13 protein-coding genes are annotated in these 13,324 nt (G+C 71.3%); 5 read left to right on the forward strand and 8 right to left on the reverse strand.

Going from position 1 to position 13,324, the window contains the following annotated elements:
- The coding region (gene groEL, locus AB0J87_RS61880) for a chaperonin GroEL (RefSeq protein ID WP_363985035.1) at positions 1–944 on the reverse strand (944 nt) is incomplete at its 3' end.
- Between the two features lie 207 nt (positions 945–1,151).
- On the opposite strand from groEL, the gene AB0J87_RS61885 reads away from it, so the two are divergent.
- On the forward strand, positions 1,152–1,763 hold the full coding sequence (locus AB0J87_RS61885) for a TetR/AcrR family transcriptional regulator (RefSeq protein WP_363985037.1): 612 nt from the start codon (positions 1,152–1,154) through the stop codon (positions 1,761–1,763).
- A 115-nt stretch (positions 1,764–1,878) separates the two neighbouring features.
- Here AB0J87_RS61885 and AB0J87_RS61890 read toward each other — a convergent pair whose 3' ends face one another.
- From AB0J87_RS61890 to AB0J87_RS61905, 4 genes are all read right to left on the reverse strand, one after another.
- A complete protein-coding gene (locus tag AB0J87_RS61890) occupies positions 1,879–3,366 on the reverse strand; it encodes an MFS transporter (RefSeq protein WP_363985039.1) in 1,488 nt (495 codons plus the stop codon).
- A 131-nt stretch (positions 3,367–3,497) separates the two neighbouring features.
- Positions 3,498–4,049, reverse strand: coding sequence for a TetR family transcriptional regulator (locus AB0J87_RS61895; RefSeq protein WP_363985041.1), 552 nt, complete (start codon positions 4,047–4,049; stop codon positions 3,498–3,500).
- A 71-nt stretch (positions 4,050–4,120) separates the two neighbouring features.
- Positions 4,121–4,711: a TetR/AcrR family transcriptional regulator gene (locus AB0J87_RS61900; protein WP_355211534.1), complete on the reverse strand. Its 591-nt coding sequence runs from the start codon at positions 4,709–4,711 to the stop codon at positions 4,121–4,123.
- Positions 4,712–4,755: 44 nt separating this feature from the next.
- Entirely contained in the window at positions 4,756–5,343 is a 588-nt protein-coding gene (locus AB0J87_RS61905) for a TetR/AcrR family transcriptional regulator (protein WP_363985043.1), read from the reverse strand.
- A gap of 136 nt (positions 5,344–5,479) precedes the next feature.
- On the opposite strand from AB0J87_RS61905, the gene AB0J87_RS61910 reads away from it, so the two are divergent.
- Positions 5,480–6,238: a class I SAM-dependent methyltransferase gene (locus AB0J87_RS61910; protein WP_363985045.1), complete on the forward strand. Its 759-nt coding sequence runs from the start codon at positions 5,480–5,482 to the stop codon at positions 6,236–6,238.
- 3 nt (positions 6,239–6,241) lie between these two features.
- Here AB0J87_RS61910 and AB0J87_RS61915 read toward each other — a convergent pair whose 3' ends face one another.
- Positions 6,242–7,435 carry a cytochrome P450 gene (locus tag AB0J87_RS61915; protein WP_363985047.1) on the reverse strand — a complete coding sequence of 398 codons (1,194 nt, stop codon included), beginning with the start codon at positions 7,433–7,435 and terminating at the stop codon, positions 6,242–6,244.
- 174 nt (positions 7,436–7,609) lie between these two features.
- On the opposite strand from AB0J87_RS61915, the gene AB0J87_RS61920 reads away from it, so the two are divergent.
- Together AB0J87_RS61920 and AB0J87_RS61925 are read left to right on the forward strand one after the other, a co-directional pair.
- Positions 7,610–8,446 carry a hypothetical protein gene (locus AB0J87_RS61920; RefSeq protein WP_363985049.1) on the forward strand — a complete coding sequence of 279 codons (837 nt, stop codon included), beginning with the start codon at positions 7,610–7,612 and terminating at the stop codon, positions 8,444–8,446.
- A gap of 194 nt (positions 8,447–8,640) precedes the next feature.
- Positions 8,641–10,200 (forward strand): sulfatase, encoded by a 1,560-nt coding sequence (locus AB0J87_RS61925; RefSeq protein WP_363985141.1) that lies wholly within the window; start codon positions 8,641–8,643, stop codon positions 10,198–10,200.
- 4 nt (positions 10,201–10,204) lie between these two features.
- Here the strand turns inward: AB0J87_RS61925 and AB0J87_RS61930 are convergent, their stop codons facing one another.
- Complete coding sequence (locus AB0J87_RS61930; protein WP_363985051.1) at positions 10,205–10,735, reverse strand: XdhC family protein; 531 nt, start codon at positions 10,733–10,735, stop codon at positions 10,205–10,207.
- Between the two features lie 59 nt (positions 10,736–10,794).
- Between AB0J87_RS61930 and AB0J87_RS61935 the strand changes: the two genes are divergently transcribed.
- On the forward strand, positions 10,795–11,583 hold the full coding sequence (locus AB0J87_RS61935; RefSeq protein WP_363985053.1) for an SAM-dependent methyltransferase: 789 nt from the start codon (positions 10,795–10,797) through the stop codon (positions 11,581–11,583).
- A gap of 42 nt (positions 11,584–11,625) precedes the next feature.
- Here the strand turns inward: AB0J87_RS61935 and AB0J87_RS61940 are convergent, their stop codons facing one another.
- The gene (locus tag AB0J87_RS61940; RefSeq protein WP_355211518.1) at positions 11,626–13,323 is read right to left on the reverse strand and encodes a hypothetical protein; all 1,698 of its coding nucleotides are present in this window, start codon (positions 13,321–13,323) and stop codon (positions 11,626–11,628) included.
- Between the last annotated feature and the right edge of the window lies 1 nt (position 13,324).

Below are 13,324 nucleotides of genomic sequence, written 5' to 3' on the forward strand. Positions count from 1 at the left end.
AGGTCGAGGGTGGCGTTCTCGAGCTTGAGACCGACCTCCTCGGCGATGACCTGGCCACCGGTCAGGATGGCGATGTCGTTGAGCATGGCCTTGCGGCGGTCGCCGAAGCCCGGGGCCTTGACCGCGACCGACCGGAAGACGCCCTTCATCTTGTTGACGATCAGGGTGGCCAGGGCCTCGCCCTCCACGTCCTCGGCGATCAGCAGCAGTGGCCGGCCCGACTGGACGACCTTGTCGAACAGCGGCAACGCGTCCCTGTTGGCGGAGACCTTGCCGTTCACGACCGCGACGTACGGGTCGTCGAGGACGGCTTCGAGCCGGTCGGAGTCGGTGATGAAGAGCGGGGCGATGAACCCCTTGTCGAAGCGCATGCCCTCGGTGAGCTCGAGCTCGAGGCCGAAGGTGTTGCTCTCCTCGACGGTGATGACGCCTTCCTTGCCGACCTTGTCCATCGCCTCGGCGATGAGCGAGCCGATCTCGGGGTCGGCGGCGGAGATGGAGGCCGTGGAAGCGATCTGCTCCTTGGTCTCCACATTCTTGGCCAGCTTGGAGAGCTCCTCGCTGACGCGCTCGACGGCGGCCTCGATGCCCTTCTTCAGGCCCATCGGGTTGGCGCCGGCGGCGACGTTGCGCAGACCCTCGCGCACCAGCGCCTGGGCGAGCACGGTGGCGGTGGTGGTGCCGTCACCCGCGACGTCGTCGGTCTTCTTGGCGACTTCCTTGACCAGCTCGGCGCCGATCTTCTCCCACGGGTCCTCGAGCTCGATCTCCTTGGCGATGGAGACACCGTCGTTGGTGATCGTGGGGGCGCCCCACTTCTTCTCCAGCACGACGTTGCGGCCCTTGGGACCCAAGGTCACCTTGACGGCGTCGGCGAGCTGGTTCATACCGCGCTCGAGACCGCGCCGGGCGTCCTCGTCGAACGCAATCATCTTCGAAGCCATGTTCTCTCCTGCTCACGATGGGGGTTTGCCGGGACGGCGCCCGCGACGGACGGCCCGCGGGCAGGCGTCATGACCTGCCCGCGGGCCTCGCCGTCCCGGCGGCTGGCACTCTCCAGGGGTGAGTGCCAGGCGTCCCCACGCACTTTACCCACAACTTGCGTGCCACGCACATAGTGCGCTGCACGCAATGTCGGATAGAGTCCTCCCATGAACGACGACGCCGTGGACCTCCGGGCCCGCAACAAGCAGGCCACCCGGGAGGCGATCAGCCATGCCGCCCTGCGCCTGGCCATCGAGCAGGGGCCCCACGGGCTGGCCCTCGTCCGCGTCCATGACATCGCCACGGCCGCGGGCGTCTCCCCGCGCACGTACAACAACTACTTCTCCAGCAGGGAGGAGGCGATCTGCGCCTTCCACGCCGACCAGGCCAGGCGCGCGGGGCAGGCGCTGCGGGCCCGGCCCGCCGGCGAGCCGCTCGACCAGGCCGTCATCGCGGCCGTGGTCGAGCTCTACACCGACCCCGAGCCCGACCGGGCCGGGCTGCGCATGATCATGTCGACGCCGGCGCTGGAGGGGGAGGCGCTGAAGACGTTCACCATGGCGGAGGGGCCGCTCGCCGAGGCGATCGCGGCGCGCACCGGCGTCGATCCCGGGCGCGACCTGTTCCCCGCCGTCGTGGCCGCGGCGGTGGCCGGGGCCATCCGGGTGGCGGGGCGGCGCTGGCTGGAGCCCGGCAACACCGAGTCGTTCGCGGCCATCCTGCGCCATGCCCTGTCCGTCGTCCTGCCTGCCGCGCCGCCCGAAGGATCCCGCGGATAGCGGCGCTCAGCGCTGCGCCGGGGATAGCGGCGCTCAGCGCTGCGTCCCCGAAGGACTCCGCGGGTAGCGGCGCTCGGTGCTGCGCCGCCCGGAGGTCCTCGCGGGTGGGGGGCGCTCAGTGCTGGGCCGAGGCCAGGTCCAGCCGGGCGGGGGTGCGCCACCAGACGGCCACGGCCGCCAGCAGCATGAGGACGGCGCCGTACAGGCTGGTCGTCCGCAGCGATTCGGTGAAGGCGAGCGTCGCCTGGGCGGCCAGGTCGGAGGAGCCGATCGCGCGGGCGGCCGCCAGCGCGCCGCCGAGCGACTCGCGCACCGCGTCGGTGGCGCTCTCGGGCAGTTCGGCCCGGTAGAGGGCGGCGGCCAGGCTGCCCAGCACCGCCACGCCGAAGGTGCCGCCGATCTCGTACGAGGTCTCCTCGATGGCGGCCGCGCTGCCCGCCTTCTCCGCCGGGGCACCCGCCATGATCACGGCGGAGGCGATGGCCAGCGAGCCCATGCCCGCCCCGATCAGCAGGATCGACACGGTCACCCAGAGGTAGGTCGTCGGGGCGACCCAGAGCACCGCGAAGCCGAGCCCGCCGATCACCAGCCCGCCGGCCAGCACCGTACGCGCGCCGATCCGGGTGGCCAGGGCCGGCGCCAGCGGTGAGAGGACCGCGGAGCCGACCGCCATGGGCAGCATGGCCAGGCCCGTCTGCAGCGGCGAGTAGCCCTGGACGAGCTGCGCCCACTGGACCATGAGCAGCATCATGCCCGCCATGGCGATCGAGGTGGTGAAGGCGGCCAGGGTGCCGGAGGCGAAGGCGCCGCCGCGGAACAGCCGGATCTCCAGGAGGGGGTCGGGGCGGCCCAGGCACCGCCGGACGAACCAGGTCAGCGTGACCGCGGCCAGGACGGCCGTGAGCGCGGTCCAGGCGTCCAGGCCCTCGGTGGCCACGTGCTTGATGGCGTAGACCAGGGCGATCATGCCGACCATCGACAGCACCGTGCCCAGGGCGTCCCAGCGGCCCGGGTCGGGGTTGCGCGACTCGGGCAGCAGGAGCAGCCCGGTGACGACGGCGACGGCCATGACCGGTACGTTCACCAGGAACGCGGCGTGCCAGCTGAAGGCCTCCAGCAGCAGCCCGCCCACGATCGGGCCGAGCGCGCCGCCCACCGCCGCCATCGCGGCCCACACGCCCAGCGCGGTGGCCCGCTCGCGGGCGTCCGTGAACAGGTTGCGGATCATCGACAGGGTCGACGGCATGATCATCGCACCGCCGACACCGAGCAGCGCCCGTACGGCGATCACCTCGGCCGGGCTGTCGGCCCACAGCACGGCGACGGAGGCCAGGCCGAAGAGGACGAAGCCGGAGACGAGCATGCGCTTGCGCCCCCAGCGGTCGCCCAGCGCGCTGACGGCCACCAGCAGGCCCGCCACGACCAGGGAGTAGACGTCGATCATCCACAGCAGTTCGACCGCGCCCGGCCGCAGGTCGGCCGAGATCTGCGGCAGTGCCACGTTGAGGATGGTCATGTCCATCGTGATCAGCAACAGGCTGGCCGACAGGACGGCCAGCGCCGCCCAGCGTCTGGGGTTCAGCTCGGTCACCGTGTTCGTCATGGGGGTCCTCCAAGGAAAAAGGGGTGGTGGCGCAGGGTCACACGGCTGACCCCGGCGACCTGGGCGATCCCGGTCGTCGGGGTGGCTGGGCACGTATGGGGGGGTGGAGGACGCCTGCTCGGGCTCCCGCTTCAGCCGGCGTCGGCGTCCTCCGCCGCCACCAGCTTGAGCAGGCGGTCGTGGAGTGCCTTCCTGACCGGCTCGGACAGGGGGATCATGCTCGTGGCCCGCCACAGCCACAGCCCGTCGACGGCCATCTGGGCCAGGAGCAGGTCGATGTCGCGCGGGTCGGTCGAGGTGGGCGGCGGGGCCCAGCGGCCGATGAGGTCGTCCCACGCCTCGGCCAGCGCCGGCGTGGTGACCGACTCGACCATGAACGCCAGGTCCGCCTTGCTCACCGAGCCGTGCGCGCCCACCCGTACGTAGGCCTCGACGGCCTCCTGCGGCGACGCCTCCGCCAGCGGCTTGCCCAGCTCGGCGACGAGCTGCGCCTCCCACGCGTCGGTCAGATGCCGCTGGATCGCCACCAGCAGCTCGTCGCGCGTGCGGAAGTGGTACATGAGCCCGCCCTTGGTAACACCGGCCTCCTCGGCCGCCGACTCCAGCGTCAGGGCGGTGATGCCGTCGCGCTCCGTCACGCGGATGGCGGCGTCCAGGATCCGGGTCCTCTGGCTCGGTCGCATGACCGTAACTGTACCATCCAGAAGGTACAGTTACTCATCGACACCGCAGCCCCCGGGGACGGTGTCCGCGGTCAGGCGGGACGCAGGGCCTTGAGGGTGAGCTCGACGAGGGCGTCGGCGTACTCGGGGGTGAGCGGGCCCGAGCGGTGCAGCCAGCGCTGGAACAGGGGGGCGTACAGGAGCTCCAGGGCCAGGTCGAGGTCGGCGTCCTCGGCGATCTGGCCGGCGCGCTGTGCGCTGCGCAGCCGGGCCTTCTTGGCCTCGTCGACCGGGCCCGCCAGCTTCTCGCGGTACTGGGCGGCGAGGTCGGGATCGTTGATGATCTCCATGTTGAGCGCCCTGATCGGCGCCTCGAACCCCGGGTCGGCGAACTCGGCCACCGTCGCCCGCATCACCAGCTTGAGATCGGCCTCGATGTCGCCGGTGTCGGGCAGCGTGATGCTGTCGCCGACCTGGCTGAGGGCGAGGAAGGCGTCGAAGATCACCGCCCCCTTGGAACGCCACCAGCGGTAGATCGTCTGCTTGCCCACGCCCGCGCGGGCGGCGATGGCCTCGATCGAGATCTTGGCGTATCCCATTTCGGAGACCAGCTCGCGGGCCGCTTCGAGGACGGCCTGCCGCGAGCGCTCGCTGCGGCGGGCGGGGTCGGGGCTCTTAGACATGCGGGTCAGCATAGCAGCAAGACGAGACGATACGGTCCGTCTTGCTAGCGCTCGACGCCGGCGATGACCGTGGTCACCATCTTGCGGACGGCGGCGGGCTCCGGCGGGGCGCCCGTCCGGTCGGCGAACAGCAGGTGCCCGGCCCCGATCAGGGTCGGGGCGAGCGTGTCGACGTCGGCGTCCGCCGCGATGCGCCCCAGGTCCCGCTCGGCGCGGAGATAGGAGGCGATCATGGCGCCGGCCTCCGTCAGGAGCGGGACGCCGACCGGCCAGGACCGGCGCAGCCGGGCGCGAAGCTCGTCCCGGAAGGTGACGAGGGCGACGATCGACACGGCGACCGACCCGAACACGGCCGTCAGCGCGCCGGCGAGATTGCCGGCGACGGTGCCGGCCCCGGCGGACTCGCGCAGCGCGGCGGCCTGGGCGTCCATCCGGGCGACGCGATCGAGCACGAGTTCGGCCAGGAAGGCGTCGAAGTCCTCGAAGTGCCGGTGCAGGACGCCCTTGGCGCAGCCGGCCTCCGCGGTGACCGCCCGGCTGGTCAGCGCGCTCGGCCCGTCCCGCAACAGGATCCGCTCGGCGGCGTCGAACAACTGCTCACGCACGTCGCGGAGAGCCACCCCTGTCGGCACCGTCGCATCCCGCCTTCCATTTTTCGTCAACGCGGGGTTGACGAGTGGGCACACGCCCATTCATAGTGGGCGCATGCCCACTATATCTCAGCCGGGAGCCTCGCTTCCCGAGCCCGAGCCGCATCAAGCTCGGCAGATGGCGGAATCGTTCGGCGTGGACGCCGAGCGCTACGACCGGACCCGGCCCCACTACCCCGACGCCATGGTGGCCCGGATCCTCGCCGGCAGCCCCGGGCCCGACGTCCTCGACGTCGGCTGCGGCACCGGCATCGAGGCCCGGCAGTTCCAGGCGGCCGGCTGCAAGGTGCTCGGGGTCGATCCCGACGAGCGGATGGCCGACTTCGCGCGGCGCGAAGGGCTCGAGGTCGAGGTGTCGACGTTCGAGACCTGGGAGCCCGCCGGCCGGGACTTCGACGCGGTCGTCGCCGGACAGGCCTGGCACTGGGTGGACCCCGTCGCCGGCGCGACCAAGGCGGCGCGGGTGCTGCGTCCCGGCGGACGGCTGGCGGTGTTCTGGAACGCGTTCCAGGCCCCGCCCGATCTCGGCGCGGCCATCGCCGCGGTCTACCGCAGGATCATGCCCGACGCGCCGATCTACCAGCGCATGATGTCCGACGCGGACGCGTACGTGTCGCTGAGCACCAAGGCCGCCGACGGCATCCGGCAGGCGGGCGCGTTCGGCGACGTGGAGGAGTGGCGCTTCGACTGGGAGCGGCCCTACACCCGCGACGAGTGGCTGGACCTGGTGCCCACCACCGGCGTCCACACCCGGCTCCCGGCGGCCACGCTGCAGGAGGTGCTCGCGGGCATCGGCGCCGCCGTCGACGCGGCGGGGGGCGGCTTCACGATGCGCTACACCACGGTGGTGGTCACCGCGGCACGCGGCGCCTCCTGACCCCTACGGGTCCCCCACCCTGACCACCAGCCCGCGGATCTCGTAGCCGCCGATGTCGTTGTTGAAGCTCACGCGCGGCGCCGACGCCATTCGCACGCCGTCCATGGCGAACAGGCGGCTGAGGAAGACGTCCGTCTCCAGGATGGCGATGTTCGCCCCCGGGCACCGGTGCGGCCCGTCGCCGAAGGACAGCGCCGCGGCGCTCGTGCCCCCGTCGATGGCGCGGCCGGGGCAGACCGACAGCGGCAGCGAGCCCACGGCTCGGGGGTCGGTGTTGGCCGCGTCGACGAACACCTCGATCACCGCGCCCGGAGGCACCGTGACCGGCCCGTCGGCGCCGGCCAGGTCGAGGGCGGCGGTGGTGCGCCGGCGCAGCCGCCCGACCACGGGTTCGAGCCGCAGGATCTCGTGCAGGACGGCGAGGCGGCCGGGCTCGTCCGCCGCGCGGTAGCGCTCCAGCAGCGCCTCGTCGGTGAACAGGTGCCAGGCCGCGACGCAGATGAACTCGCGCGTGGTCACCATGCCGGCCGCGGCGAAGGTCAGGCACTCGCCGAGGATCTCGGCGTCCGTGCACCCTTCGGAGATCAGGTGCGAGATGAGGTCGTCGCGCGGCTCGCGGCGGTGGGCGCGGATCGCCGGGCGCACGTCGGCCAGGTAGACGCTCAGCCAGCTCACGTTCTGCCTGACCAGCCAGTAGATCCCGCTCGGGCTGGTCAGGCCGGGCCGGCCGAACTTCTCGGGGAAGAACCGTTCCAGTCTGGCGCGGATCCCGGGCCTGCTGGAGGTGAGGCCGATGATCGCGCTCGCCACCTCGATCGCCACGCCGAAGCTCAGCTCCGACAGGTGCGCCTCCCCCGCCTCCCGCAGCTCGGCGAGCCGGCTCTCCGCGACCCGCGCCATCAGGTCGCGATACCGCTCGTCCACCCTGCGGGGCGTGAAGAACCGCGCGGTCTGGCGGCGGTCCTCGCGGTGCTCGGGCCCGTCGCGGTAGAGGACCGGCCGCCGGATCCTGGCGGGCAGCTTCTCCACGGTCTCGACGCCCAGCCCGGCCTGGACGGTGTCGTAGCTGCGCAGCACGGCGCGGGCCTGCTCGTGGCCGCGGACCTCCCACGTGCCGTCGTCGGCGCGCCGGACCGGGCAGGCCCCGGGTGCGGCCTGGCGCGGGATCTTGCGCGTGTCTTCGCTGGGGTCGTTCACGCCGGCACGTCTCTCCCTGTCGTCGGGCCGCCGTTGACCATGCTCGTCCCCGTACGGCGTGAGATCAAGGGAACGGGGTGTCCGGGAAATACCGGATGTCATGGTTCGACTTGACTGATGATCTTCGATGCACCAGATTGTTCGCGACTTTTCGGACCGTTCCCAAGGAAACCCATGAAGCGAGCCATCATCGGTGCCGCCGTGGTCGCGGGCGTGGTGCAACTCACCGCCACGCCCGCGCAAGCGGCACCCACGATCGACCCGGTCAAGGCGCTCAAAGCCGAGTTAACCGCCGGCAGAGCCGTCAACGTGCAGTCCACGGCCAAGGTGACGTACACGCGCAGCCTGGTCGTCACCTCGGGGCTGGAGGGCACGATCGGGTTCGACCGGCGCGGCGCGGCCGCGTCCGATGTGGCCCAGACCCTGCAGTACAGCGAGGACCTCCTCCGCAGCGTGAAGAGGACGAAGCCGGCGGAGGTCGAGGCCCTCCAGCAGGGGCCCATCAGGATGATCTCCACCCGGGACGTGAGCTACGTCTCCGGCCCGATCGTCGACTCCGCGTTGCCCCAGGGCACGAGCTGGGTGCGCTACAGTCGGGCCGCTCTGCCGCCGAGCAACCTGGTGCTGAACACCCTGGAGCCCGACACGCTCAAGACGCTCCTGTCCCACCGCACCTCGTGGCGTGACCGCGTGCTGAAGGGCTCGATCAAGGCCACCAAGCTCGCGGCGGTCTCCCCCTCGTTCGCGTCGCGCTTCGGTACGCGTTCCAGGAGCGGCCGCGACGGCAAGATCACCTACACCCTCTGGTTCGGCGGTGACGGCCTGGTCGAGCGGCTGTCCGCCAAGGCGGTCCTGCCCTACGGCAAGAGCTCCATGACGGTCGAGTCGAGCACCCGCTACGCGGACTGGGGCCGCGAGGTCACCGTTCTCCTGCCCCTGCAGGGAGACGTGCTCGACCGGGACCAGCTCGAGGACAAGGTCCCGGCCGCGGTCCCGGGGATCTGGAACTAGACGCCGGTCTTCGCCCGGCCGTGCCCCATGAGGGCCGGCCGGGATTGCCCGGCTCCGGAGCATACTCTCGCGGGTGATATGAAGTTGTTTGAGTGCTTTGTCCAGAATGTACGTGCATCGCACCCCCAACCTCCTGTCCCCTGCCAAAGAGGCCGTTCTCCCCGATGCCCGGATATATCAGGAAAAGCTTGGCGGTGGCGCTGGCCGTCGTCCTCACCTTGACCCTCGCGTCCCCGTCGAGCGCGGGGGCCGTCGCCGCGCCCAAGCGGCCGAACATCATCTTCTTCCTCGTCGACGACATGTCCGCCGAGCTGCTCCAGTACATGGACACGGTCAAGAGCCTGAGCCACGACGGCACCACGTTCACCGGCTACTACGTGGCCGACTCGCTCTGCTGTCCCTCCCGCGCCACCATGTTCACCGGCCGGTTCCCGCACAACACGGGCGTGCGGACCAACCAGGGCTACGACCACGGCGGCTACGGGGCGTTCGCCAAGCACGAGGGCAGGACATACGCCGTCTCCCTGCATCAGGCCGGATATCGCACGGGCTACCTCGGCAAGTACATCAACGAGTATCCCGCGGGCCCCGGCTACCACGTCCCGCCCGGCTGGGACGAGTGGCACGTGACGGCGAGCGGCGGCTACAACGAGTTCAGGTACAAGCTCACCCTCTACATCAAGGAGGAAGCGGGCGGCCGGCGGCCGATCGACCCCTCCGGGGGCAAATATCTGGTCGACGAGCTGGGGCAGCGGGCGGTGGGCTTCATCGAGCGGTCCCGCCGGTACACCCCCGGCGAGCCGTTCTTCCTCCAGGTCTCGCCGTTCTCGCCGCACAACAGGGTCAACGTGAAGCGCGGCGACACGGAGCCGCGCTTCCCGCCCGCGCCGCGCGACCGGCCGAAGGACCGCTTCCCCGCAGGGGAGTTCCCCCATGGCGACTGCGGCGGCCCCGACTGCGACTCCATCGACGTGACCACCCTGCCGTCGTTCAACGAGGACACCTCCGACAAGCCCTCCTGGGTACGGCGGGAGCCCATCGGCCCGAAGATCACCGAGAAGCTCCGCGAGGACTTCCGCGACCGGATCCGCATGGTGCAGTCGATCGACGACATGGTGCAGCGCGTCCTGTCCGCGCTGACCGAGGAGGAGAAGCTGAACACGTACGTCGTGTTCACCAGCGACAACGGCTTCCACCTCGGGCAGCACCGCCTGGTTCGCGGCAAGGCCACCGCCTACGACCACGACGTACGGGTGCCGCTCCTGGTCAGGCGCCCGGCCTCGGGGCCGCGCGGCGACCTCGTGACGCCCGCCATCGCCCAGAACGTGGACCTGTTCGCGACCTTCCTCGACATGGCCGGCGTCGGCGCGGCGACGCGTGACAGCCGCGACGGCCGCAGCCTGCTGCCCCTCATCCAGGGTCAGAACGTCACCGGCTGGCGCGACGCGGCGCTGATCGAGCACGTCAAGCCGGACCCCCACGCGCCCGGCCAGCCCGACCCGGACGCGGACGCCATGAAGAAGGGCAACTCCCGGCCGCCCAGCTACTCCGCCGTGCGCACGGGCGGGGAGCTCTATGTCGAGTACAAGGGCGATCCGCGGCCCGAGTACTACAACACCGTCACCGATCCGCGCGAGGAGTCCAATGACCCCGGCAACGCCAGGACGACCGCCCTGAGCAAGGTCCTCGACGGCCTGAAGAGGTGCGGCAAGCCGGGCGCGGTGGACTGCTGGACGGCCGCCCACCTGCGCTGACTCCTCAGAAGGCGAAGCCGCCCGGGCGGTCGTTGCGGTCGGCGATCAGGCCGGCCAGGGTGGCGACGGCGATCTCGGGCGGGGTGCGCGAGCCGATGTTGAGCCCGATGGGCCGGTGCACCCGGGCGACCTCCTCGGGCGGCACGCCGAGGTCGGCCAGCGCCCGCACGTGCGGCGCGGTGTGGCGGGCGCTGCCCATGATGCCGACCCACCGGACGGGGAACTTGAGCACGTCGCGCAGGACCGGTCCGATCTCCTCGCGGTGATGGTCGGTGAGCACCACGTCGGCCGTGGCGTCGAGCCAGGCGCCGAGCCCGGTCACCGCCGTGAATCCCTCGAGGCGGCGCTCAGGATCGGGCTCGACCAGGATCGGGCGGAAGCCGAGCTCGGCGCCGAACCTCAGCAGGCACTCGGCCACCGGGGAGGCGAAGACGGCGACCAGCGTCCGCCCGGCAGGCTCGACAGGGGCCTCGCTGTGGGCCTCGCGGTGGGCCACTGTGCACGCCGGGTCCTCTGCGTCATGGGTGTGGGCCATACTCGCAGTCTGACACAAGCAGTCGATCATGCTCGCGAAGATCCCTATAGGCTTCGCCCATGGACGCCGACCCCAGGATCGACCGTACGAAGCCGCATTCCGCCCGGGTCTGGAACTACCTGCTCGGCGGGCAGGACAACTACGACGTGGACCGCGAGGCCGGGGACACCCTGCTGCGCGTGTTCCCCGATTTCGCGCAGGTGGCCACGCTGCAGCGCGAGTTCCTCCGGCGGGCGGTGACCTACCTCGTCACCGAGGCGGGCATCCGGCAGTTCCTCGACATCGGCTCGGGCCTGCCCACCGCCGACAACACGCACGAGGTGGCGCAGCGCCTCGCGCCCGAGTCCCGCGTCGTCTACGTCGACAACGACCCCCTGGTGCTCGTGCACGCCCGCGCCCTGCTCGCCGGGACCCCGCAGGGCAGGACCGCCTACGTCGAGGCCGACGTGCGCGACCCCGGCACCATCCTCGCCGCGGCGGCCGAGACCCTGGACTTCTCCCAGCCGATCGGCCTGATGATGCTCAGCATCGCCGGCCAGATCCCCGACGACGACCTCGCCGCCGATCTCGTCCGCCGGTACGTCAAGGCGCTGCCGCCCGGCAGCCACCTGGCGCTGTCCGACGGCGCCGACGTCAACCCCTCGCTGGTGGCGGCGGTGAGCTCCTACAACGAGCGGGCCGCCTTCCCGTACACGCTGCGCAGCCCCGAGCGGCTCGCCGTCCACTTCGCAGGGCTCGAACTCGTGGACCCGGGCGTGGTCTCCACACCGCTCTGGCGGCCCCCGGCGGGAGCGCCACCCCAGCCGGCGATGATCAACGCGGTCTGCGGCGTGGGCCGCAAGCCCTGACGTGCGGGCGGTCCGGCGGGGTGCGCCGGACCGCCGCCCGGGTCAGGTGAGCTGGATGTAGTCGAGTTCGGCGTATCCGGTGCCGCCGGAGAAGAACGGCGAGCCCTTGGCCAGGCGGATCACGTTGTACCCGGCCCGGAGGGTGACGGTGGTGCCGACGGTCGCGCCGAACTCTCCCCACGCCGCCGTGGGCGGGTAGCTGACCGTGCTCCAGGAGCCGCCGTTGTAGGCCAGGCCCTGGGTCGCGGTGGCGCCGGTGCCGTTGGCGTAGCCGATGGTCATCGTGTACGAGCGCGCCGTGGGCACGTTCACCACGAAGTCGACGTAGCTGTCGGTACGCGGCGTGCCCGAGTTGTCGATCCGGCCCACGTAGCCGCCGCCCGACGCGCTGGAGGCGCTGAGCCGCTGCGCGCGGAAGACGGAGGCGTTCTCGGCCTCGTACCGCTGCTGGTAGGCGGGCACCCCGCTGACCGGCTCGACCACGAGCTGGTAGGCGCTGGTGGCCACCATGTTGGGCACGGACACGCTGAGCTGGCCGCCGCTGACCGTCCGGGTCGTCGTGGAGATCGTGGTGGGGGCGGTGACCGCGGTGAAGCGGCCGCTGGACGGGGTGGAGGTCAGCGTGACGCGGACGCTGGAGCCGAGCGCGCCGAGGCCCGTGAGGTTGACGGTGTTGGTGCCGGCCTCGTTGCCGAACGCCACGTTGACGATCTTGCGGGTGCCGTCATAAGAGGCGAACCCGTCCAGGCCGGTCGTCGTGGTCGTCGTGGTCGTGACCATGTTCCCGGCCATGTCGCCGTACCACTTGTACAGCCACCAGGTGCCGGTGGGCTGGCTGTTGTTGACGACCAGGCCGTTCATGGTGCCGTACTCGTACCAGAAGGCCCGGTGCGCGGACTCCACGCCGCCCCGCTCCAGCTTGGCGACGTAGCTGGCGATCCGGCCGGGCACGTCGACCTCGCTGGTGGCGGCGTACTCGTTGATGGAGATGCGGCGCGGGCTGATGCCGAGCGAGGACTCCAGGTTGCGGTAGTCGGCGATGTCGGAGGCGATCCTGGTGGGGTTCTGCAGCTCGTGCCAGCAGATGATGTCCGGCAGGGTGCCGGTGTTCTTGGCGTTGGTGAGGAACGACTGCATCCAGGAGCGGTTGTAGGTGGCGGTGCTGGGGCCGACGATCGGCGTGAGCGTGTCGAGCGCGCGCACCGCCCGATACGTACGCACCCAGGCGTCGTTGAAGTTGCCCGCCGCGGCGGTGTTCCACGTGTAGTCGGGCTCGTTCCAGAGCTCCCAGCCGATGACGTTCGTGACCGTGGTGGCCGACAGCCGAGCGTTGACCATGGTGTTGACCTTGGCCAGCCAGTCGTCCCAGCTCACCCACCTGTAAGGGAAGTCGGGATAGATGTCGGGCATCCGGATGAACTCGCCCGCGCCGGCCCGGGTGGCCTGCGGGGACACCAGCAGGGAGTCGCCGCCGGGCGGCTGGCCGTTGGGGCGCTGGCCGACGCCGGGCGCGGGCTGGGTGAGGGAGTTGACCTTGATCGGGAGGAGGGTGGAGTCGGCCGGCCGGGAGTTCTCGGCCAGGCCGTACAGGCCGCCGGAGGCGACGTGGGTGACGGGCCGGAACGGCTGCGCGACGTTGACGGTCAGCGTCGCGCCGGCGGCCGCGGCCGGGGGTGAGGCGGTCACCAGGGCAGTGGCCGTGGTGACCAGGGCTAAGGCGAGCACTCGGAATCGGGACATC

The organism is Nonomuraea sp. NPDC049625, from assembly GCF_040675285.1.
In the GTDB taxonomy this organism is placed as follows: Bacteria; Actinomycetota; Actinomycetes; order Streptosporangiales; family Streptosporangiaceae; genus Nonomuraea; species Nonomuraea angiospora_A.